Raw genomic sequence first — 22,527 nt, forward strand, 5'->3', positions numbered from 1 at the left:
TGAAGAGAGCGGAAGGAGCCTCGGAGGGTAACTATTTTTTATTGAACGTTCAATCAATAAAAACGGTCACCACCTCTTGGATTGTGCCCTGGCCAAGGCGGCAATACCAGTCCTGACAGGTGGTTACTTTTAATAACCGCCCGAAAGGCGTAGGCTGGGAACTAGTTCTGCTTCGAGGATCGCCATGGACGCCGTGGTCAGTCGTATCTCCAGCCGTCGCCGCCTGCATGCCCATGCCTGTCCCATTCGGGATGTGCTGGACCGGATCGGCGATGCCTGGTCCTTGCTCACGCTCTTCACCCTGGAACCCGGCCCGCTGCGCTTCAACGAATTGCGCCGGCGGGTCGACGGCATTTCCCAGCGCATGCTCAGCGTGACCCTGCGTCAGCTGGAGCGCGACGGCCTGGTGTCCCGCACGGTGACGCCGACCAAGCCGCCCCAGGTGGAATACGCCCTCACCGAACTGGGCCAGAGCCTGATGGTACCGGTGGGTGCCCTGGCCGCCTGGGCCTCCGCGAAGCAGCCTTTCATTCAGCGCCACAGGGCGGCCTACGATCAGGTCGCCGAGGAGAATCCTGATGACCCGTCTCTCTAAGACCGCCCTGTCGGTCCTCGACCTGGTCCCCATCCGTGACGACGGCGATGCGACCCAGGCGCTGCACAATGCCCTGACCCTGGCACGCCATGTCGAGCAGCTCGACTTTTCCCGCTACTGGGTAGCGGAGCACCACAACATGGACGGTATCGCCAGCTCTGCGACCAGCGTGTTGCTGGGCTATCTGGCCGCCGGCACCAGCACCCTGCGCCTGGGTTCAGGCGGCATCATGCTGCCCAACCACGCGCCCCTGGTGGTGGCCGAGCAGTTCGGCACCCTGGCCTCGCTGTATCCGGGCCGCATCGAACTCGGCCTGGGTCGCGCGCCGGGGTCGGATCAGCGCACCGCCTATGCCCTGCGGCGTGACCGCCTGGGCAGTTCCGACGACTTCCCGCGGGACGTGGAAGAGCTGCAGCACTACTTCGGCCCGCAGCAGCCGGGGCAGGGCGTGATCGCCATGCCCGGCGTGGGCACCGAAGTGCCGATCTGGCTGTTGGGTTCGAGCCTGTTCAGCGCCCAGCTGGCGGCGGCCAAGGGCCTGCCCTATGCCTTCGCCTCGCACTTCGCGCCGCGCTATGTGCACGAGGCGATCCGCCTCTATCGCGAGAACTTCAAGCCGTCCGCGGTGCTCGATCGTCCCTACGTGATGCTCGGGGTACCCCTGGTAGCGGCCGACAGCGACGACGAGGCCAATTACCTGGCCACCACCGTCTACCAGCGCATCCTGGCGCTGTTCCGCGGCGACAGCCTGCGCCTGCAGCCGCCGGTGCGCAGCATGGAAGGGGTCTGGCTGCCCCACGAGAAGGAGTCGGTGTCGAGCTTCCTCGGCATGGCGGTGATCGGCGGCCCGGACAAGGTCCGCGAGCGTCTGGAGCTGTTGCTGGAGAAGACCGATGCCGACGAGCTGATCTTTACCTGCGACGTCTACGAGCAGGCGGATCGGTTGCGTGCCTTCTCGATCCTGGCGGATCTGAAGGGCGGCTGATGGGAGCTGGGCCTGTCGGGCTTCGCTGCGCTCAGCCCGACCTACCTGAATCTCGTAGGTTGGGTTGAGACGGCTTCATCGTCGAAGCCCAACAGCTGCAAACAAAAAAGCCGACCCTTTGTAGCGGTCGGCTTTTTCATGTCCGCAGGAAGGCACCTGCTGCCCTTGCTGGGCTTCGCTGCGCTCAACCCAACCTACGCGTCGTAGCGTGGAAAACCGCGCCAGCGTTTTCCACTGGCGGCTACCGGCGCGCGCTGTGGATAAGGCTGCGCCGTTATCCACGCTACGGAGGCCTGCCTTACAGGAAGGTGAAGACCTGTTCGCGGGTCAGGCGGGACTTGGGCAGGGCGGCGTTGAAGTCGCTTTCGCCGCGATAGCCCAGGCCGACCACCACCAGGGCCGTGTAGCCCTGTTCGCGCAGACCCAGCTCCTGGTCCAGGCTGTTGGCGTCGAAGCCCTCCATGGGGGTGGCATCGATGCCCAGGGCGGCGGCGCCCAGCAGCAGGGTGCCCAGGGCCAGGTAGGTCTGCTTCTCCATCCAGTGCTGCACATCCTTGCGCTCATGACGATGCAGGTCGACGAAATGACGACGGGTACCGTCCTGGGTGGCGCGCGCCTCGGGCTTGGCGAAGCGGCCGTCCCGGGCTTCCTGCTCCAGCACCTGGGCCAGATGGCCCTCGGTCATTTCCAGGCGGGTGCAGAGCACGATGACGTGGGAGGCCGGCAGCACCTTGGGCTCGTTGTAGGGGCTCTGCATGCCACGGGCGATGCGCGCCTTGGCCTCGGCGCTGGCGGCAACCACGAAGTGCCACGGCTGGGAATTGACCGAGGAGGGCGCCTGGCGGAGCAGCTCCAGCAGTTCCTCGACCTGTTCGGCGGGGATGCTGCGGGAGCCGTCGAAGGCCTTGGTGGTGTAGCGGGTACGGGCGATCTGGGACAGCTGCATGGATAACTCCTGATCGGATCAGTGGGTAGGGGCCGGCTGGGCGTCGATCTTGACGCGGAACAGGCTGTAGGGCTTCTGGCGCAGGTCCTGGCCGCCGTGGAACTGGGCCTGGCGATGGAGCTGGTTGGCGGTGAAGTAGAGGTAGCCGTCCGGACCGATGCTAAAGGTATCGGGCCACAGCACGCGCGGATCGTGGACCAGGGTCTTCCAGCTGCCGTCGGCCTGGCGCTGGCGCACGGCGTTGTGCTCGTAGTCGCCGGCATAGACGCGGCCCTGGGCATCGGCTTCGAGGCCGTCGGAGGCGCCCTTTTCGCCGAGATCCTGCACCCCGGCGCGGACCTGGGCCTCGCTCGCCTTGGGGTCACGCAGCAGGGCGGTGGGCACGGCATAGAGATGGCGACTGGACAGCGGGCTGAAGTACAGGGTGCCGCCGTCGGGCGAGAGGGCGATGCCGTCGCTGGCGATGGCTGGCCGAACCTTGCTGCCATCGGGACGCTGCATCAGCAGCGGCTCGCCTTCCACCACCGGGACGAAACTGGGGTCGACATTGGCCTGGGGCGCCCCGGTCAGGCGACGTTGGGCCTGGCCGGTGGCGAGGTCGAGGATGATCAGGCCGCCCGGCGGCGCCGAGTCGGTGACATAGGCCACCCCGGCGCGACCGACGCGAAAGTCGAAGCGCACGTCGTTGACGTAGCTGTTGGGTTCGAGCACCGCCGCGGGGAAGACCAGCGTCCTGGCCACCTGGTTGGTCTTGAGGTCGATGGCCACCAGCTTGACGCCGCCGGCCTTGGGCGCGGCGAAGCCCGGGGCGGCGGTGTCCAGCACCCAGAGGTGCCCGCGACCATCGGCCACCACGCTCTGCACGCTGATGAAGCCCTTGCCCGGCTGGCCAGGCGTTTCCACGTTCAACGCGGCGTCCGGGTAGGGCACCGCCTTGCCGTCCTTGAGTTCGGCGACGGTGAAGGGTACCTCGTCGCCCCAGCGGGGATAGTTGACGAAGATCCGACCGGTCTCGCTGACGGTGACCCCGGTGGGCATGGCGTCCTGGAAGGCGAACACCTGCTCCAGCTGGCCAAGGGTGCGCTCCTGGGGCAGCGGCGCGGCCTGGGCCGTCAGGCTACCCACGGCCAGGGCGACGGCGAGGGTCAGGGCACTGCAGCGAGGCATCAGAAACCCTCCAGTACGAGCTTGCCGCGGGCCTGGTGGCTTTCCAGCTGGGCGTGGGCGCGGCGCAGGTTGGCGGCATCGATGCGGCCGAGGTGCTCGCCGAGGGTAGTCTTCAGGGTGCCCTGGTCGATCAGCCCGGCGACGCGTTCGAGGATCTCGTGCTGGCGCACCTTGTCCGGGGTCTGGAACAGCGAGCGGGTGAACATCAGTTCCCAGTGCAGCGACAGCGACTTGGCCTTCATCGGCACTACGTCGAGTTGCGCCGGATCGTCGATGACGCCGAGACGGCCCTGGGGCCGCAGGACATCCACCAGCTGGGTGAAGTGCTCATCGGTGTGGGTGAGGCTGGCGACCAGGGTCACGCCGTCCAGGCCCAGGGCTTCGAGCTGGGGCCGCAGTGGCTGGTGGTGATCGATGACGTGATGGGCGCCCAGCTGGCGCACCCAGTCCTGGGTTTCCTGGCGCGAGGCGGTACCGATCACGGTCAGCTCGGTGAGCTGGCGGGCCAGCTGCACCAGCACGGAACCGACGCCGCCCGCCGCGCCCATCACCAGCAGCTGTTGGCCGGCGCCGCCGCCTTCGCTTGCGCCGAGACGGTCGAACAGCAGTTCCCAGGCGGTGATGGCGGTCAGCGGCAGGGCCGCGGCCTGGGCATGATCCAGGCTTTTCGGCTTGTGCCCGGCCAGGTGTTCGTCGACCAGGTGCAGCTCGCTGTTGCAGCCGGGACGGAACAGCTCGCCGGCGTAGTAGACCTCGTCACCCACGGCGAAGCGGCTGACGGCGCTGCCCACTGCCCGCACCACGCCGGAGACGTCCCAGCCCAGCACCTTGGACTCGCGCTGCACCAGGCCCTGGCGCACCTTGGTGTCGACTGGATTGACCGATACGGCGCGGACTTCCACCAGCAGATCATGGGCTTCGGGCGTGGGATCGGTCAGCACCGCGTCCTGCAGGGCACGGGGATCGCTCGCAGGCAGGGTGGTGTCACCGTGGATGATGGCTTTCATGGGCGGATTCCTTTGTACGATGAGAAACATGAGGCCATGGTCGTCTTCATTGTCGGTCGGAAAAAGCGGCAGAATCGGATAGCACCTTCACTGCAGGAGTGAAAATGATCCGCTTCGATGACCTTGGCCTCTTCGTGCGTTCCGCCGCCCTGGGCAGCTTTTCCCGCGCGGCCCGCGAGGCAGACCTCTTGCCGGGTCAGGTGAGCGCCGCCATCGGCCGGCTGGAACGCGAACTGGGCATCCGCCTGTTCGCCCGTTCGACCCGCAGCCTGCGACTGACCGCCGAGGGCGAGGCCTATCTGCCCTATGCCCGCGAGGTGCTGGAGACCCTGCGCGAGGGGCGCGAGCGGTTGCAGGGGGAGAGTCCGGAATTGCGAGGGGTGCTGCAGGTGGCGGCGCCTTCGGACCTGGGGCGCAATCTCTTGTTGCCCTGGCTGGCCGAGTTTCGTCAGCGCCATCCCGGCCTGACGCTCAGGCTCTACGTCTCGGACCAGCAGGCCGACGTCTACCGCGATCCGGTGGACATCGCCATCCGCTACGGCCGGAGTCAGGATGACAGCCTGGTGGCCCTGCCGCTCGCCCCTGACAACCGCCGGCTGCTGGCGGCGGCGCCGACCTATCTGGCCCGCCAGGGTGCGCCGCGCAGCCTGGACGACCTGTCCGGGCACGCCTGCCTGCTCTACCAGCTGCATGGGCGCACCTATGACAAGTGGAGCTTTCCCCAGCCTGAAGGTGGTTCGCGCCAGGTGAGCGTAAGCGGTCCGCTGCAAAGCGACGATGCCGAAGTCGTACGGCGCTGGGCGGTGGCCGGGGAGGGCATCGTCTACAAGTCCTGGCTGGACATGCGCGAGGATCTTGCAACCGGACGCCTGGTGCGGGTGCTGCCCGATCAGCCTGGCGAGGCGCTGCCGCTGCAGCTGTTCTGCCCGCACCGGCGGCAATTTTCACCCGCCGTGCGGCAGCTGCATGGCTGGCTGGCGGAGCGCTTCGCCGCCCTGGGTGACGTGCCATAAAAAAGGCGGCTTCATTGCCGAAGCCGCCCCTTGGGTACCGCCGTGACCGTTACTGCAGATGCTGCTTGAGCAATTGCCCCGCCTGGGTCAGCGACGCCTGGACCTCAGGCACCTTGGCCAGAACATTGAGCAGCCCGTAGTCGTGGATCATGCCGTTGTAGCGTACCTGGACGACATCGACGCCAGCCGCGTTGAGCTTGCGCGCATAGGCCTCGCCTTCGTCCCGCAGCACATCGTTCTCGGCGGTCTGCACCAGCGCCGGCGGCAGACCCTTGAGCTGGGCCTCGCTGGCCCGCAACGGCGAGGCGTAGACGTTGGCACGCTCGGTCTCGCTGGTGGTGTAGTTGTCCCAGAACCACTTCATCATGTTGCGGGTCAGGAAGCGGCCCTCGGCATAGGTCTGGTAGGAGCCGTTGTCGAAGCTGGCATCGGTCACCGGCCAGAACAGCACCTGGTAACGCAGCTTGGGCGTGCCCTTGTCCTTGGCCATCAGGCTGACCACCGCGGCCATGTTGCCGCCGACGCTGTTGCCGGCCACCGCCAGGCGACTGCCGTCGACATTGATCTCCTTGCCATGCTCGGCGACCCATTGGGTCGCGGCATAGGCCTGGTTGATGGCCACCGGGAAGTGGGCCTCCGGACTCGGGGTGTAGTTGACGAACACCGCCGTGGCGCCGGACGCCACCACCAGGTCACGCACCAGGCGCTGGTGGGTAGGAAAATCACCCAGCACCCAGCCGCCGCCATGGAAGAACATGAAGGCTGGCGTCTGCCCCTTGGCGTTTGCCGGGCGGACGATGGTCAGCTGCAGCGGCTTGCCGTCGACCTGGATGGTCTTTTCACTGGTCTTGACCCCTGAGAGATCGACCTTGACGCCGGCCTGAGCGCCGGACAGCACCGCACGGGCGTCCTTGGGACTCAGGGTTTCCAGGGGTTTGCCACCGCTGCCGTTCAGGGCGTCGACGAAGCCCTGGGTGGTGCGTTCCAGCGCCGGGTCCGGCTGGAGCGCGGCGAAGGCGCTGCCCAGGGTCAGGGTGAGCGCGGAAAGGCCAAGCAGACGAGAGAGGGTACGCATGACGGGTTGCTCCTCGAGCAGGAAGGACCGGGCGCCTCGGCCGAGGCGCCTGGGGGGCCGCGACCCTTAGGCCAGGGTCAGGCGCACGTCCACGTTGCCGCGGGTGGCGTTGGAGTAGGGGCAGACCTGGTGGGCTTTCTCGACCAGGTCTTCGGCCACGGCGCGCTCCAGGCCCGGCAGGCTGATGACGAGTTCGACGTCCAGCGCGAAACCGGTGGGGATCGGGCCGATGCCGACCTGGGCGGTCACGCTGACGTCCGCCGGCACGGCGATCTTTTCCTTGGCGCCGACGAACTTGAGCGCGCCGATGAAGCAGGCGGAATAGCCGGCGGCGAACAGTTGCTCGGGATTGGTGCCGGCACCCCCGGCGCCGCCCAGTTCCTTGGGTGTGGACAGCTGCACGTCCAGGGCCTTGTCGCTGCTGATGGAACGGCCGTCGCGGCCACCGGTGCTGGTTGCGGAAGCGGTGTAGAGGATGTTCATGGCGTGCTCCTGATTGTGTATCGCGATAACTAATTAGGCGGGCCGTTAGTGAGAAGACTGGCCCGGGTATGGATTTAAGTTATCGCGATATTGGTTATCGCGCAAATATATTTTCGGAAGCAGGCGACCAGTGGCAGCGGTGGGTGAGGATCAACGTTCCAGCTTGGCGCGCAGGGTCATCAGATTTTCGCGCAGCCGGGTCATCTCCGCGTCACCTAGCGCGCAGTAGCCGCCGATGGTGCCGTTGATCTTCTTGGCCCGCTCGCGCAGGGTCCGGCCAGACTCGGTCAGCTCGATGGACAGATTGCGCTCGTCCTCGGCATTGCGCTGGCGGGTCACGTAGCCCTCGGCCTCCAGGCGCTTGAGCACCGGGGTCAGGGCGCCGGAGTCCTGGTGCAGCCGGCGCGCCAGTTCCTTGAGCGGCAGGCGGTCGTTTTCCCAGAGCACCAGCATCATCAGGTACTGCGGGTAGGTCAGCCCCACCTCTTCGAGCAGCGGCTTGTACACCTTGGTCATGGCCAGCGAGGTGGAGTACAGCGCGAAGCACAGCTGCTGATCGAGCAGAAGAGGGTCTTTGTTGGTCATGGCGGTCCCGCCTGGGTAAATGAGAAGTGATTCTACCCCGAGCATTTGGGTAGCATTAGCCCTTTCGCTTTCAGACCCCAGGGTTTCCATGCGTATCCATGTGTCGTTCATCGATCGTGTCGGCATCACCCAGGAAGTCCTGGCGCTGCTCGGTGCCCGCAATCTCAATCTGGACGCCGTAGAGATGGTACCGCCCAATGTCTACATCGATGCGCCGACCCTGAGCGCAGCGGTACTGGAGGAATTGCGCGCCGCCCTGCTGACCGTGGTAGGGGTCGAGGCGGTGCGGGTGGTGGATATCCTGCCGGGGCAGCGGCGTTCCCTGCAACTCGATGCCCTGCTCGCCGCCATGGCCGATCCGGTGCTGGCGGTCGATGGCGAGGGACGCATCCTACTGGCCAATCCGGCCTTTGCGGCCTTGGCCGGCGAGGGTACCGGCAATACCTTGGCCGAACTCTTCAACGACAGCGAACTCCCAGCCGAACTACTGGCTCAGGGCTTTCGTCTGCCCCTGCGCGAGGTGGTGCTGCGGGGCCAGGCGCTGCTGCTGGACGCCACCCCCATCGGTGAGCCGGTGGGCGGACTGGCTGGCGGGCTATTGACCCTCTATGCGCCCAGTCGTATCGGTGGCCGCCTCTCGGCGCTGCGCCACGACACCCCCGAGGGCTTCGATTCGTTGCTCGGCGACTGCGCCGCCATCCGTACCCTCAAGGCCCGGGCCCAGCGCCTGGCCGCCCTGGAGGCGCCCCTGCTGATCCTCGGCGAGACCGGCACTGGCAAGGAACTGGTGGCGCGCGCCTGCCACGCCGCCAGTGCGCGGCGCGAGGCGCCCTTTCTGGCGCTGAATTGCGCGGCCCTGCCGGAGAGCCTGGCCGAGAGCGAACTGTTCGGCTATGCCCCGGGCGCCTTCACCGGTGCCCAGCGCGGCGGCAAGCCAGGCTTGTTGGAGCTGGCCGACCAGGGCACGGTGTTTCTCGACGAGGTCGGCGAGATGTCGCCCTATCTGCAGGCCAAGCTGCTGAGATTCCTCTCCGATGGCAGCTTCCGCCGCGTTGGCGGGGCTCAGGAAACCAAGGTCAATGTGCGCATCCTCGCCGCTACCCATCGCGATCTGCAGGCCATGGTCGCCGCCGGCACCTTTCGCGAGGACCTCTTCTATCGCCTCAATGTGCTCAGCCTGCAGGTGCCGGCGCTGCGCGAGCGTGGCCAGGACATCCTGCTGCTGGCACGGCACTTCCTGCAGCAGGCCTGCGCCCAGATCGGCCGCCCGCCGTGCCGCCTGGCTCCGACCACCTATGGCGTGCTGCTGGGCAACGCCTGGCCGGGCAACGTGCGGCAATTGCAGAACATCCTCTTTCGCGCCGCCGCCATCAGCGAGAGCGGCCAGATCGATGTCGACGACCTCGACCTGGCCGGCACGGCGGTGGCGGGGCAGGTCGAGACCGAGGTCAGCACCCTGGAGGCCGCCGTCCAGGGCTACGAAGCGGCGTTGCTGGAGCGGCTCTATCCACAGTACCCGTCCAGCCGCCAGCTGGCCGCGCGCCTGCAGACCTCTCACTCGGCCATCGCCATGCGCCTGCGGCGTTACGGCATCCCGCGGCGCTAGAGGCCGCGGGCGTCCGGATCAGCGCAGCACGTTAGTCTTGGCCAGGTCCACCACCTCGCTGCCGCGGCCACTCATCACCGCGCGCAGCATGTAGAGGCTGAAGCCCTTGGCCTGGGCGGCCTCGATCTTCGGTGGCAGCGACAGCTCCTGCTTGGCGATGCGCACGTCCACCAGCGCCGGGCCGGGGTGGGCGAAGGCCTCTTCCAGGGTGGCGTCGAGCAGGCTGGCCGAGTCCACCTTCCAGCCGCGCACGCCGCAGGCCTCGGCCACCTGGGCGAAGTCGACGGCGGCGAGATCCGTGGTCTCGTCGATCATGCCGGCGGCCTTCATCTCCATGGCGACGAAGCCCAGGGTGGCGTTGTCGTAGACGATTACCTTGACCGGCAGCTTCTCGCTGGCCAGGGTCGCCAGTTCGCCCAGCAGCATGGACAGTCCGCCGTCGCCGGCCAACGCCACCACCTGGCGATCGGGATAGGCCGCCTGCAGGCCCATGGCCTGGGGCAGGGCATTGGCCATGGAGCCATGGGTGAAGGAGCCGGCCAGCTTGCGCTCGAAATTCATCGCCAGGTAGCGCGCCGCCCACACCGTGGGAGTGCCGACGTCGCAGGTGAAGAGGGCGTCCGCTGCGGCCAGTTCGCTGACGCGGGTGGTGAGGTACTGCGGATGCAGCGGCTCGCCATCAGCGGTGGCGGTGGCCAGTTCGTCCAGCTCGGCGCGGGTCTTGCGGTAGTGCTGCTGGGCTTTTTCCAGGAAGCGGCTGTGGCTGTTGGGCTGGAGGCGCGGCAGCAGGGCGTCGAGGGTGGCGCGGACATCGCCCACCAGCCCCTTGAGTAGCGGGGTACGCACGCCCAGGTGGGCACCGCGCACGTCGATCTGCACCACGCGGCCGTGATCCGGGAAGAAGTTGCGATAGGGGAAGTTGCTACCCAGCATCAGTAGCAGGTCGCATTCCTTGAGCGCGTGATAGCCGGACGAAAACCCGATCAGGCCGGTCATGCCCACGCCATAGGGATTCGAATACTCGATATGGGCCTTGCCGCGCAGGGCATGGACCACCGGCGCCTGCAGCCGCTCAGCCAGGGCCACCACCTGGGCATGGGCACCGGCGCAACCGGCGCCGCAGAGCAGGGTGATGCGCTTTTCCCCGGCCAGCAATTCGGCCAGGGCATCCAGTTCGGCCTCCGGCGGGACCGCCACCGGACGCACTGGCTCGCTCCACTGGGCTTCCTTGATCGGCGCCTCGGCCAGGGCCACGTCGCCGGGAATCACCACCACCGACACCGAACGGTTGAGGATGGCCGAGCGCATGGCGGTCTCGAGAATGCGCGGCAGCTGCTCGGGATGGGAAACCACCTCGCAAAAGTCGCTGCAGTCGCGGAACAGCCGCTCCGGATGGGTCTCTTGGAAATAGCCCAGGCCGATCTCGCTGGAAGGAATCTGGGCGGCGATGGCCAGCACCGGCGCGCCGCTACGCTGGGCGTCGAACAGGCCGTTGATCAGGTGCAGGTTGCCCGGACCGCAGGAGCCGGCGCAGACCGCCAGGCGTCCGCTGGTGTCGGCCGCGGCACTGGCGGCGAAGGCCGCGGCTTCTTCATGACGCACCCCGCGCCAGCGGATGCGATCACGCTTGCGCAGGCTTTCGGTGAGGCCGTTGAGCGAGTCGCCCGGCAGGCCCCAGATGGTGTCCACACCAGCAGCTTCGAGGGTGGCGACGAGCAGATCGGCAACGGTTTTCACAGCCATGACAAAGACTCCAGACAAGGATGGGAGAGGGCAAAGCCGCTTGGCAGAGGTCTTGTTGTGCCTTGTTGGTCCGATGAAGCGGGGCGGAAGTTCGCGACCGTCCTGGCGTTTCGCCCGGTGAACGATACGTAACCGTGCGAGGCCTGGGCGGTCAGGATTGATTTGTATATATGGCGGGTAAATGTAAGGTTGATGCCATCAATGCATTCGCGGAAGCAACCTTGGACCGAAAAACTGTATCGCCGGGTAATGGCAGTCCAGCGTCCGATGGCTGTTGCCCCAGCACGCCTGTGTTAGGCCGAAAATGCTGGAGCGACTTCTTCGATGGCGAGGGTGTCACGGACGACTTTATGACAGAGCGAAACCAGCCTGCAGATCAGGCGCGTAACCGTTCTGATACCTAGATTCATGCTCAACACCACAGCTTTCATCCTGATAAAACATATTGCAGAAATACGACATGCTCAGGTTTTCGACACGCCTATAAATCGTCGGAATGAAAGAGCTTTCCGATCGCTGTAGTGCCCGATGTGTTGATTTATGACGAGCGTCTCAACCAGCCTCGCGTTTTCGGGACTTGAGTAAGTCTGTGCTAGTCGAATAATTAATTTCTAGACATTTCTTGTAACCTGAACTAGACCTTGCTGACGCAGGAATGACCTACGTAACCTGTAGTTCAAGGCGATGGCGCACCTTCGGTACCCCGGTGGATAACCTCTTGAAGTCCGAGGTGAGCCAAGTGCGCCTGGATCAATTATTGTCTAGGAGAGTATTGTGAAGAATCTATCGAAAAAATCGGCACCTGCACAAGGCAGCGTGATTGATGATGTGACGGTCTATAGTTTCGGCCATAAACACTCGCTGACTATCGATGTGAACGACTTCGATGAGTATGCGGCGTTCGCAAAGTATGTTGAGGGCTCGGTTCCTGTTAGAGAAGCAAGAGCCTCGCTGACAACCCTGAATATTAACAGTGACTATCTTGAAAAGGTCGCTCGGATCGACGGGCAAACACTGGATAACGTGGCCGGAGGTTCTACCCTTGATTCGACGATCAAGCATCTGAATCTGGCTATTGCAGATAGCGGAGTTTCTGCGTCCAGCTCCATCGTATTGTCAAATTTTGACAGACTTGAAACTTTGGATGCGACCAATTCTACCAAATCGCTTTATGTTGTACTCAGCGAGCAAGGCATGGATGGGCGGAGTACCAGTGCTTATCTGCACTCCATCGAGTTTGCAAGCGGTAGCGCTTCTGTCAGTACGGTTGCGGCTGCAGAGTTCGACTCGGTGGCATCGTTAGCTCATGCGCGTGTTAAAGATATTAGCGTAAGTGCAAGTAACGGTAATGTTGGCGTTACAGCCATTATCCAGCAAGCAGATGTCAATATCGAAGCGCGTCACGGTAGTGCAACGGTAGATCTGTCCTTCGTGAAGGGGGTAGACGCTCATAATGCCTCCTCACAGGGTTCGCTGGGACATGGCGTAAATATTGTTGTGAGTGGTGAGGGCAGCGGAAATCTAACACTTTTCAATGGAAACCTAGTCAATTATGAGGCGACAGCCTCTAGTGCTGAGAAATCAGCATCGATCATTGCTAATCTGGTCAAAGTAACAGGATTTGACATTTCTGATAGTTATATTCTTTACGGCTATCCTGTTGGCAAGCCTGAAGCGGTGGTCACCATTGCAGACGGTGCCGTGGCAGGGGCGAAAGACATATCCACTGTCTTGGATATTGTATCGAAGGAAACCGTAGGGGAGGTCAATGCTGCGGTTTTTCACTACCACGGTAATACCTATATTTTCCAAGATGCGCAGCCAGGTTACGTATCGCCTCCTTCGGTGGATTCCGCAGACAGTCTGATTGAGTTGGTGGGGGGTTACGATCTCAATGATGTTGCGGCTCACGTGGTGGCGGGTATACGTGGAATGGGCCACTGATTGCGCTTGCACTATTAATTTCGTTCAGGTCTCCGTATCTATCGCTACTGATAGGTCGTGAGCCTGTCGGATCAAAATGAAAGAAAGGGCCAAGCAGTGTCGGCCCTTTCTGCTGAACGGTTGTCTGCCAAACTTGGTGGACTGCCGGCTTGTTCAATGCACTGAAATGCCACTGCAGGCGTGGCTATGGCTAACAATCAGATCGCCTATTCAGTCCATCTGTTTTCTGGCTGATAAAAGTAGGCCCTTGGCTCTGCGTGCCTCATACCGTGGCGATTGTTTTCCAGTCGACATCGTGCAGCTGGACTACCTGACCTACGAGCCCAGCTATTTATGGATCGATTTCGATACGGTGTTCTTTAATCGTTACGGATATGACCACCTGTAGTGAGAGGTTGTAACGATATCGCTACACCGCGGCACCGCTTGTCTGGCTAAACCCCTGAAATTACTGGGCTTTATTCCTGGCATCCCCCTTGCACCGCTAGACCCATCTATCCATCAGGACAAAGGTCCGCAGGAGTCTGGCAATGGGTCTGCGCTATACCGAAGAACACGAATGGCTGCGTCAGGAAGCCGATGGCAGCATCACCGTCGGCATCACCGACTATGCTCAGGACTCGCTGGGCGACCTGGTCTTCGTGCAATTGCCGGAGCTGCGCAGCTACGCCCAGGGCGATGAAGTGGCGGTACTGGAGTCGGTCAAGGCCGCCAGCAACATCACCATGCCGCTGGACGGCGAGGTCCTGGCGGTCAACGAGGCGCTGAACGATGCGCCCGAGACCATCAACAGCGATCCGCTGGATGCCGGCTGGTTCTTCCGCTTCCAGCCCGCCAATGCCGAAGCCTTCGCCGCGCTGCTCGACGAAGCCGCCTATCAGCAATTGATCAAGGGGTAAGACCGCCATGTCGCTGCACGACACCCTCAGCACCGCCGACGAATTCGTCCCGCGCCACATCGGTCCGCGCGAGCTGGACGAAATCGCCATGCTGAACCTGCTCGGCTACGAGTCCCTGGACGCCATGACCGCCCAGGTGATCCCCGAGAGCATCAAGGGCACCAGCGTCCTGGACCTGCCCGCCGGGCTGTCCGAGGCCGACGCCCTGGCCGAGCTGCGCGCCATCGCCGGCAAGAATCGCCTGCTCAAGAGCCTGATCGGCCAGGGCTATTACAACACCCATACCCCGGCGCCGATCCTGCGCAACCTGCTGGAAAATCCGGCCTGGTACACCGCCTACACCCCCTACCAGCCGGAGATCTCCCAGGGTCGCCTGGAAGCCCTGCTCAACTTCCAGACGCTGATCGGCGACCTCACCGGCATGCCGGTGGCCAACGCCTCGCTGCTGGACGAGGGCACTGCCGCCGCCGAGGCCATGACCTTCTGCAAGCGCCTGGCGAAAAACAAGGCCACTGCCTTCTTCGCCTCCGTGCATTGCCATCCGCAGACGCTGGACGTCCTGCGCACCCGCGCCGAGCCCCTGGGCATCGAGGTGGTGGTGGGCGTGGAAACCGAGATCGAGGACCACGGCCGCTTCTTCGGCGCGCTGTTCCAGTATCCGATGACCACCGGCGAGATCCGCGACTACCGCGAGAGCATCCAGGCCTTCCAGGCCGCCGGTGCCCTGGTGGCCATGGCCGCCGACCTGCTGGCCCTGACCCTGCTCACCCCGCCCGGCGAACTGGGCGCGGACGTGGCCATCGGCACCGCCCAGCGCTTTGGCGTACCGCTCGGCTTCGGCGGTCCGCATGCGGCGTACTTCGCCACCCAGGACAAGTACAAGCGCGACATGCCCGGTCGCGTCGTCGGCGTCTCCATCGACCGCCATGGCCATCCGGCCTATCGCCTGGCGCTGCAGACCCGCGAGCAGCACATTCGCCGCGAGAAGGCCACCAGCAACATCTGCACCGCCCAGGTGCTGCTGGCCAACATCGCCAGCATGTACGCGGTCTACCACGGTCCCGAAGGCCTGGTCCGCATCGCCACCCGGGTGCAGCGCCTGACCAGCCTGCTGGCCGCCGGCCTGCAGCGGCTGGGCCACGAGACCCAGCACACCGCCTTCGACACCCTGACCCTGGTGTTCGGCGCGCGCACCGCCGCCCTGCACGAGGCCGCCCGTGCCCGTGGCTACAACCTGCGCGAAGTCAGTGCCGAGGCCCTGGGCGTATCCCTGGACGAGACCAGCACCCTGGCCGATGTCCAGGCGCTGTTGGAGATCCTGGCCGACGGCAAGCCCGCGCCCCAGGTCGCCGAGCTGGGCGATGCCCAGGGCGTGGAAGTACCCGCGGCGCTGCAGCGCCAGTCGGCCTTCCTGACCCATCCGGTATTCGCCAGCCATAGATCCGAAACCGAGCTGATGCGCTACCTGCGCAAGCTGGCGGACAAGGACCTGGCGCTGGATCGCACCATGATCCCGCTGGGCTCCTGCACCATGAAGCTCAACGCCGCCAGCGAGATGATCCCCGTCACCTGGGCCGAATTTGGCAGCATCCATCCCTTCGCGCCGGCCGACCAGGCCGAGGGCTATGCCCAGCTCACCACCGAGCTGGAGGCCATGCTCTGCGCCGCGACCGGCTACGACGCCGTCTCCTTGCAGCCCAACGCCGGCTCCCAGGGCGAGTACGCGGGCCTCCTGGCCATTCGCGCCTATCACCAGAGCCGCGGCCAGGGCGAGCGCGACGTCTGCCTGATCCCGGCATCGGCCCACGGCACCAACCCGGCCACTGCCAGCATGGTCGACATGCGCGTGGTGGTGGTGGCCTGCGACAAGCGCGGTAACGTCGATCTCGACGACCTGCGCGCCAAGGCCGAGCAGCACGGCGAGCGCCTGGCCGCGCTGATGATCACCTACCCGTCCACCCACGGGGTGTTCGAGGAAGCCATCCGCGAGATCTGCCAGGTGGTCCATGACCACGGTGGCCAGGTCTATATCGACGGCGCCAACATGAACGCCATGGTAGGTCTCTGCGCTCCGGGCCAGTTCGGCGGCGACGTCTCCCACCTCAACCTGCACAAGACCTTCTGCATCCCCCACGGCGGCGGCGGTCCGGGCGTCGGCCCCATTGGCGTCAAGGCGCACCTGGCGCCCTTCCTGCCCGGCCATGCCCGGCTGGAACGCAAGGAAGGCGCGGTCTGCGCGGCGCCCTACGGCAGCGCCAGCATCCTGCCGATCTCCTGGATGTACCTGAAGATGATGGGCAGCGCCGGTCTGACCCGCGCCTCGCAGATCGCCATCCTCAGCGCCAACTACATCGCCCGTCGGCTGGAAGAGCACTATCCGGTGCTCTACAGCGGCACCGGTGGCCTGGTGGCCCACGAGTGCATCCTCGATCTGCGTCCGCTCAAGGACAGCAGCGGCGTGACCGTGGACGATGTGGCCAAGCGCCTGATCGACTTCGGCTTCCATGCCCCGACCATGTCCTTCCCGGTGGCCGGCACCCTGATGATCGAGCCCACCGAGAGCGAGTCCAGGCAGGAACTGGATCGCTTCTGCGACGCCATGATCGCCATCCGCGAAGAGATCCGCGCCCTGGAAGCCGGCACCCTGGATCCCCAGGACAACCCGCTGAAGAACGCGCCGCACACCGCGCGCGAACTGGCAGGCGAGTGGACCCACCCCTACAGCCGCGAGCAGGCGGTCTTCCCGCTGGCGAGCCTGGTGGACGGCAAGTACTGGCCGCCGGTGGCGCGCATCGACAACGTCTACGGCGATCGCAACCTGGTCTGCTCCTGCCCGCCGATCGAAGCCTACGGCGAGGCCTGACCCTCACCCCCGGCCCTCTCCCTCAGGGAGAGGGCCGGGGTGAGGGAAACCCACATCACCGAGGTCGTGCCCGGCTCCAACAGCAGGGCGCGATCAACCCGATCACCGCTTTCCCATTCGTCCTCGCTGAGTCGAGGATCCGAGTGGGAGGCCGACACGGAGCCCCACCATGTCCCTGCTCAAGACTTCGCTGCACGCCCTGCACCTGGAACTCGGCGCCCGCATGGTGCCCTTCGCCGGCTACGAGATGCCGGTGCAATACCCGCTCGGCGTGCTCAAGGAGCACCAGCACACCCGCGCCCAGGCCGGGTTGTTCGATGTGTCCCACATGGGCCAGGTCCTGCTCGAAGGCGAAGAAGCCGCCGAGGCCCTTGAGACCCTGGTGCCGGTCGACATCATCGACCTGCCCAGCGGCATGCAGCGCTATGCCCTGCTGACCGACGACAACGGCGGCATCCTCGACGACCTCATGGTCGCCAACCTGGGTGACTGCCTCTACCTGGTGGTCAACGCCGCCTGCAAGGAAGCCGACCTCGCCCACCTGGAAAAACACCTGGGCGATCGCTGCCAGGTGCTGCCGCAATTCGATCGCGCCCTGCTGGCCCTGCAAGGTCCCGCCGCTGCCGCGGTGCTGGCGCGCCTGGCGCCGGAAGTGGCCGAGATGACCTTCATGCAGGTCCGCCGTGTGAAGTTGCTGGACCAGCCGTGCATCGTCAGCCGCAGCGGCTACACCGGTGAAGACGGCTACGAGATCTCGGTGCCGAGCGCTGCCGCCGAAGCCCTGGCCCGCCGCCTGCTGGCCGAGCCGGAAGTCGAGGCCATCGGCCTGGGCGCACGGGATTCCCTGCGCCTGGAAGCCGGTCTCTGCCTCTATGGTCACGACATGGATGCCGGCACCACGCCGGTGATGGCCAACCTGGGGTGGGCGCTGTCCAAGGTACGTCGTGAAGGCAACGGCCGCGCCGGCGGTTTCCCGGGTGCCGAGCGTATCTTCACCGAGCAGCGTGAGGGCGTGACGCGCAAGCGCGTCGGCCTGCTGGTGCAGGAGCGGGTGCCGGTACGCGAAGGCGCGGAGCTGGTGGATGCCAATGGCGCCAGCATCGGTCGCGTGACCAGTGGCGGCTTCGGCCCGACCCTGGGTGCGCCGGTGGCCATGGGGTATGTCGACAGCGACTTCGCCGCCCTGGATACCCAGTTGTTCGCCGTGGTGCGCGGCAAGCAGGTGCCGGTCAAGGTCGCCAAGACCCCCTTCGTGCCGCAGCGGTATTACCGCGGATAAAGATCGGGTCGGCTGATCGTAGCTATGGCGGTCCGCTGCTGCGGCCGCTCCTGCGGGACTCTGGTGCCTTGCTGATCGCGGCCATGGGCCGCTCCTACAGGATCCCGTAGGAGCGGCCCATGGCCGCGATGCCTTTCAAGCCACCGGATAATCCCGAAACACGGACAGCGCTTCCGCCTCGGCGGTCAGGGCCTCCAGCGTCGGGTAGTTACGCCGCTCGATCAGTCCCGGCAGGGCGAAGTGCAGGAAGGTCCAGGCCACCGCGGTGTCGATGGCATCCTGGCCGATGCTGTCTTCACCCAGCGGCGGACGCGGGCCCAGCCAGGCCTTGTCCAGGGCACCACAGGCCGCGCGCAATTGTCCCTCCACCCGCTGCTGCCAGGGCGCATGGCGCTTCTCTTCCGGCCGCAGGTCACGCTCGTACAGCAGCTGCACCGCCTTCTCGGACAGGGCTAGCGCCAGACCGCTGCGACTGAGGGCGGTCGCCCGCGCGGCATGGCCGGCAGGTAGCAATTGCCGGCTACCGCAGGCGAGATGCTGGGCATAGTCCAGGATCAGCGACGAATCCATCAGCCGCTGGCCGTCCAGGCAGATCAGCGTGGGCGCCTTGAGCACCGGATTGAAGCTGCGAAAGCGCTCGACCTCGCGAAACAGCGATACCTGGCGCAGTTCGAAGGGCAGCACCAGCAGGCGAAGGGAGATCGCGACTCGCCGCACATAGGGGGAGTCGAGCATGCCGATAAGTTGCATGGGGGCGTCCTGTCAGAAAGAGTGAATCCTGTTTCACGTGGAACGTCACCCGTGTTGCGCGCTTCACGCCCGGTGCCGCTCTGGACAAGACATTAAGGATTCGGCGAAGCTACTTCCAGCGAGAAAATCTGACGGAATAGTTAAGGAAGTCTTACATGTCGCGCGTACCGCCGCTGAATGCCCTGCGCTGCTTCGAAGCGGTTGCCCGTCTAGGCAGCGTGACCCGGGCCGCCAGCGAATTGCACCTCACCCATGCCGCAGTGAGCCAGCAGGTGAAAGGACTGGAGCACCAGCTGGGCATGGTGCTCTTCGAGCGCCAGGGGCGCGGGATCGAGGTCACCGGTGACGGCCGTGTCTATGCCGAGCAGGTTCGCCAGTTACTCGAGGATCTGGGCGAGGCGACCCGGCGGCTGCAGGCCCGGCCACGCCGCAACGAACTGGTGTTCGCCACCTTTCCCTCCTTCGCCACCCACTGGCTGCTGCCGCGACTGCCACGTTTTCGCGCCCTGCACCCGGAGTACCGCATCCGTATCCAGACCAGCCTGGATTTCCAGGATCTGCGCCAGGGCATGGTGGATATCGGAGTGCGCATGGGCGAGGGCCAGTGGGATGGCCTGACGGCGCTTCGGCTGTTTCAGGACGATGTGCTGCTGGTGGCGGCACCTGGTTACAACGGTGGGCAACTGCCGTGCAGCCTGGACGAGGCTCTCGCGCAGCCGCTATTGCACACGGAGGAAACCTGGCTGCACTGGGGCGAAACGGCTGGTCTAGGCGAAGCAGCACCCAATCGCGGCATCAGCGTGAATGATTCCAACGTGGTACTGGAGGCGCTACGCCTTGGTCAGGCGCTAGCGCTGGAGCGGCGCAGCCTGGTGCAGGCCGCGCTGGACGAGGGGCGTCTGGTCCAGCTCAGTCCGGTAACGGCGCCCTATCCCTATGCCTACTGGCTGGTCTGGCCGGAACGCGCCGAATCGGCGGAAAAGCAGGAGCGCTTCAGTGCCTGGATCCAAGCCGAGGTCGCGACCTATCTGGCCGCGCTGGAGGCGCCGACGCCCGCCTAGGGCGTCGGGCGGGAGGTCTTAGCGCAGCAGCAGCTTGCGACGGCCGTCCGGCCAGACTTCCCAGAGTTGATCGTTGATGCGCTGCACCTGGCTGGTGGTCCGGCGCATGGCCGAAATGCTGGCCCGCAGGGCCTGGCCGCTGGCGGTGTCGACGAGATTGCCGGCGCCGGTGCTCTCGGCCGTGGCGCGATCCATAGCTACAGTGTTCATTGACGCCTCCCAGAGCTCGGCTAAAGACGGCGAAAGTGCCGTAGCCCAAGGACTGCCCAGCCACGGCAAGATTCCGCGTCCGCGGCGGCCGCCGTTCAAGCTGTGATCCACGTCCTGAGCACGCTGTGGCCCACTGGGCGAATTTGCGCAAAGGCCGCTTTCTGTACGGATATACAGATTAGGCCTTGCGCCGCTCGCGCAGGCTTTGCATCCTGTGGCGATTCCCCTCGTGCGACGCCCGCCATGCAGCTGTATCTCTGCGAAAAACCCTCCCAGGCCAAGGACATCGCCCGCATCCTCGGCGCCACCCGCCGCGGCGAGGGCTGCCTGCAGGGCCAGGGCGTGACCGTGACCTGGTGCATCGGCCACCTGCTGGAAACGGCGCCACCGGACGCCTATGACGTCCGCTACAAGCGCTGGTCGCTGGACGACCTGCCCATCGTTCCCGAGCAGTGGAAGCTGCAGGTCAAGAAGACCACCGGCAGCCAGTTCAAGGCGGTCAAGCGCCTGCTGGGCGAGGCCAGCGAACTGGTGATCGCCACCGACGCCGATCGCGAAGGCGAGATGATCGCCCGCGAGCTGGTGGAGCATTGCCGCTATCGCGGGCCGATTCGCCGACTGTGGCTGTCGGCGCTGGATGACGTCTCCATCCGCCGCGCCCTGGCCGCGCTCAAGCCCGGTGCCGAGACCTATGGGCTCTATCAGTCCGCCCTGGGCCGCTCGCGCGCCGACTGGCTGATCGGCATGAACATGAGCCGGCTGTTCACCCTGCTGGGGCGTCGCTCCGGCTATCAGGGCGTGCTTTCGGTCGGACGGGTGCAGACGCCGACCCTGCGCCTGGTGGTGGACCGCGATCGTGCCATCGCCGCCTTCGTGCCGGTGCCCTTCTGGACCGTGGAGGCGACCCTGGACGCCTCCGGCAGTCGCTTCCAGGCCCAATGGCAACCGCCAGAGGACGTCTGCGACGACCAGGGCCGCTGTCTCAAGCCCGAGGTGGCCCAGGCGGCGGCGCGGGCCATCGAGGCGGCTGGGCAGGCGCGGCTGGTCAAGCTCAAGACCGAGCGCGTCCGCGAGGCGGCGCCCTTGCCCTTCGATCTGGGCACCTTGCAGGAGGTCTGCTCCAAGCGCCTCAACCTGGGCGCCCAGCAGACCCTGGACGTCGCCCAGGCGCTCTACGAGAAGTACAAGCTGATCACCTATCCGCGCAGCGATTGCGGCTACCTGCCGCTGTCCCAGCACGCCGAGGCGCCGGCGCTGCTGGCCGCCTTGCTGGGCGCCGACAGCAGTCTCGCCCCCTTGCGCGACCATCTGGACGCCAGTCGCCGCTCGCGGGCCTGGAACGATGCCAAGGTCAGCGCCCACCACGGCATCATCCCGACGCAGGTGACCCGCGACCTGGGCCGCCTGAGTCCCCAGGAGCGCAACGTCTATGGCCTGATCCGCGCCCGTTACCTGGCGCAATTCCTGCCGCCGCACGAATTCGATCGCACCCAGGCCGATTTCGCGGCGGGCGGCGAACGCCTGCGGGCCACCGGCAAGCGGCTGGTGGAACCGGGCTGGCGGCGCGCCCTGCCCGAATCGCTCACGCCGCCCAAGGGCCGCGAGGCACCGCCGCCCCAGGCGCTGCCCGAGTTGCGCGAGGGTGAGTCCTATGCGGTGGTGGAGGTGCGCTGCAAGGATCAGCTGACCCAGCCGCCCAAGCCCTTCACCGAGGGCGATCTGATCAAGGCGATGAAGAACGTCGCCAAGCTGGTGGAGGATCCGGCCCTCAAGCAGAAACTCAAGGATACCACCGGCATCGGCACCGAAGCGACCCGCGCCAGCATCATCCAGGGCCTGCTGGACCGCGGCTACCTGGTCAAGCAGGGCAAGGCCCTGGCGGCGACGCCGGCGGCCTTCGGCCTGATCGACGCCGTGCCCCGGGCCATCGCCGATCCGGGCACCACGGCGCTCTGGGAGCAGGCGCTGGATCGGGTGCAGGAGGGCGAGCTGAGCCTGGCCGAATTCGTTACCAAGCAATCGGCCTGGATGGGCAAGCAGGTGGAGCGCTGTCTCGGCCTGACCCTGACCATCAGCGGACCGCCGCCGGCGGGCAAGGGCGCGCCCTGGAAGAAGAAGCGGCGTACCGGTGGGAGCAAGGCCAAGGCGACGGCGAAGACGAGTGGCGCACCGCCGCGCGTGCGCAAGCCGAGGGTCAAGCCGGGCTGAGGGCAGTGTGGAGATCGGGAGGTGTAGTTACCGGAGCTGTCCTTGGCCTGGGTGTCGCTAATGGCTGTCGCGGTAACACTGAAACAACATAGAGGCCCACGTCTGGAG

The 22,527-nt window shown here is 65.5% G+C and carries 19 protein-coding genes; 10 read left to right on the forward strand and 9 right to left on the reverse strand.

Going from position 1 to position 22,527, the window contains the following annotated elements:
- The first annotated feature begins 184 nt into the window (after positions 1-184).
- The gene (locus QE393_RS20760; protein ID WP_133860060.1) at positions 185-595 is read left to right on the forward strand and encodes a helix-turn-helix domain-containing protein; all 411 of its coding nucleotides are present in this window, start codon (positions 185-187) and stop codon (positions 593-595) included.
- A complete protein-coding gene (locus QE393_RS20765) occupies positions 579-1,580 on the forward strand; it encodes an LLM class flavin-dependent oxidoreductase (RefSeq protein WP_017641696.1) in 1,002 nt (333 codons plus the stop codon). The genes QE393_RS20760 and QE393_RS20765 overlap by 17 nt, the downstream gene beginning before the upstream one ends.
- A 298-nt stretch (positions 1,581-1,878) precedes the next feature.
- Here QE393_RS20765 and nfsB read toward each other — a convergent pair whose 3' ends face one another.
- The 3 genes from nfsB to QE393_RS20780 are packed head-to-tail and all read right to left on the reverse strand — an operon-like array spanning position 1,879 to position 4,700.
- Complete coding sequence (gene nfsB / locus QE393_RS20770) at positions 1,879-2,526, reverse strand: oxygen-insensitive NAD(P)H nitroreductase (protein WP_310045409.1); 648 nt, start codon at positions 2,524-2,526, stop codon at positions 1,879-1,881.
- 18 nt (positions 2,527-2,544) lie between these two features.
- Positions 2,545-3,693, reverse strand: coding sequence for an L-dopachrome tautomerase-related protein (locus tag QE393_RS20775; RefSeq protein WP_310045411.1), 1,149 nt, complete (start codon positions 3,691-3,693; stop codon positions 2,545-2,547).
- Positions 3,693-4,700, reverse strand: coding sequence for a zinc-binding alcohol dehydrogenase family protein (locus QE393_RS20780; protein ID WP_310045412.1), 1,008 nt, complete (start codon positions 4,698-4,700; stop codon positions 3,693-3,695). Before QE393_RS20780 ends, QE393_RS20775 begins: the two co-directional genes overlap by 1 nt.
- 104 nt (positions 4,701-4,804) lie before the next feature.
- Here QE393_RS20780 and QE393_RS20785 point away from each other — a divergent pair, with 104 nt between their 5' ends.
- Complete coding sequence (locus tag QE393_RS20785) at positions 4,805-5,713, forward strand: LysR substrate-binding domain-containing protein (protein ID WP_310045414.1); 909 nt, start codon at positions 4,805-4,807, stop codon at positions 5,711-5,713.
- A 49-nt stretch (positions 5,714-5,762) separates the two neighbouring features.
- On the opposite strand, the gene QE393_RS20790 is transcribed toward QE393_RS20785, so the two are convergent.
- From QE393_RS20790 to QE393_RS20800, 3 genes are all read right to left on the reverse strand, one after another.
- Positions 5,763-6,788: an alpha/beta hydrolase gene (locus QE393_RS20790; protein ID WP_310045416.1), complete on the reverse strand. Its 1,026-nt coding sequence runs from the start codon at positions 6,786-6,788 to the stop codon at positions 5,763-5,765.
- A gap of 66 nt (positions 6,789-6,854) precedes the next feature.
- The gene (locus QE393_RS20795; RefSeq protein ID WP_064309165.1) at positions 6,855-7,271 is read right to left on the reverse strand and encodes an organic hydroperoxide resistance protein; all 417 of its coding nucleotides are present in this window, start codon (positions 7,269-7,271) and stop codon (positions 6,855-6,857) included.
- Between the two features lie 150 nt (positions 7,272-7,421).
- Entirely contained in the window at positions 7,422-7,856 is a 435-nt protein-coding gene (locus QE393_RS20800) for a MarR family transcriptional regulator (RefSeq protein WP_310045418.1), read from the reverse strand.
- An 88-nt stretch (positions 7,857-7,944) separates the two neighbouring features.
- On the opposite strand from QE393_RS20800, the gene QE393_RS20805 reads away from it, so the two are divergent.
- On the forward strand, positions 7,945-9,462 hold the full coding sequence (locus QE393_RS20805; protein WP_310045419.1) for a sigma-54-dependent transcriptional regulator: 1,518 nt from the start codon (positions 7,945-7,947) through the stop codon (positions 9,460-9,462).
- Between the two features lie 18 nt (positions 9,463-9,480).
- Here QE393_RS20805 and poxB read toward each other — a convergent pair whose 3' ends face one another.
- Entirely contained in the window at positions 9,481-11,205 is a 1,725-nt protein-coding gene (gene poxB / locus QE393_RS20810; protein WP_310045421.1) for a ubiquinone-dependent pyruvate dehydrogenase, read from the reverse strand.
- A 774-nt stretch (positions 11,206-11,979) separates the two neighbouring features.
- On the opposite strand from poxB, the gene QE393_RS20815 reads away from it, so the two are divergent.
- The 4 genes from QE393_RS20815 to gcvT all read left to right on the forward strand — a co-directional run bounded on the left by QE393_RS20815 (position 11,980) and on the right by gcvT (position 18,190).
- Complete coding sequence (locus QE393_RS20815) at positions 11,980-13,149, forward strand: hypothetical protein (protein ID WP_310045422.1); 1,170 nt, start codon at positions 11,980-11,982, stop codon at positions 13,147-13,149.
- A 530-nt stretch (positions 13,150-13,679) separates the two neighbouring features.
- Positions 13,680-14,048: a glycine cleavage system protein GcvH gene (gene gcvH / locus QE393_RS20820; protein ID WP_140219367.1), complete on the forward strand. Its 369-nt coding sequence runs from the start codon at positions 13,680-13,682 to the stop codon at positions 14,046-14,048.
- 7 nt (positions 14,049-14,055) lie between these two features.
- Positions 14,056-16,911: an aminomethyl-transferring glycine dehydrogenase gene (gcvP, locus tag QE393_RS20825; protein ID WP_310045423.1), complete on the forward strand. Its 2,856-nt coding sequence runs from the start codon at positions 14,056-14,058 to the stop codon at positions 16,909-16,911.
- Positions 16,912-17,080: 169 nt separating this feature from the next.
- Positions 17,081-18,190, forward strand: coding sequence for a glycine cleavage system aminomethyltransferase GcvT (gene gcvT / locus QE393_RS20830; RefSeq protein WP_173149865.1), 1,110 nt, complete (start codon positions 17,081-17,083; stop codon positions 18,188-18,190).
- Positions 18,191-18,325: 135 nt separating this feature from the next.
- On the opposite strand, the gene QE393_RS20835 is transcribed toward gcvT, so the two are convergent.
- Positions 18,326-18,940, reverse strand: coding sequence for a glutathione S-transferase (locus tag QE393_RS20835; protein WP_310045424.1), 615 nt, complete (start codon positions 18,938-18,940; stop codon positions 18,326-18,328).
- 155 nt (positions 18,941-19,095) lie between these two features.
- Here QE393_RS20835 and QE393_RS20840 point away from each other — a divergent pair, with 155 nt between their 5' ends.
- Positions 19,096-20,001 carry a LysR substrate-binding domain-containing protein gene (locus QE393_RS20840; protein WP_310045425.1) on the forward strand — a complete coding sequence of 302 codons (906 nt, stop codon included), beginning with the start codon at positions 19,096-19,098 and terminating at the stop codon, positions 19,999-20,001.
- A gap of 18 nt (positions 20,002-20,019) precedes the next feature.
- On the opposite strand, the gene QE393_RS20845 is transcribed toward QE393_RS20840, so the two are convergent.
- A complete protein-coding gene (locus QE393_RS20845) occupies positions 20,020-20,211 on the reverse strand; it encodes a hypothetical protein (RefSeq protein WP_132832609.1) in 192 nt (63 codons plus the stop codon).
- Positions 20,212-20,454: 243 nt separating this feature from the next.
- On the opposite strand from QE393_RS20845, the gene QE393_RS20850 reads away from it, so the two are divergent.
- The gene (locus tag QE393_RS20850) at positions 20,455-22,419 is read left to right on the forward strand and encodes a DNA topoisomerase III (RefSeq protein WP_310045426.1); all 1,965 of its coding nucleotides are present in this window, start codon (positions 20,455-20,457) and stop codon (positions 22,417-22,419) included.
- Positions 22,420-22,527 lie beyond the last annotated feature (108 nt).

Source organism: Pseudomonas sp. SORGH_AS_0211, from assembly GCF_031453455.1.
In the GTDB taxonomy this organism is placed as follows: domain Bacteria; phylum Pseudomonadota; class Gammaproteobacteria; order Pseudomonadales; family Pseudomonadaceae; genus Chryseomonas; species Chryseomonas aestiva.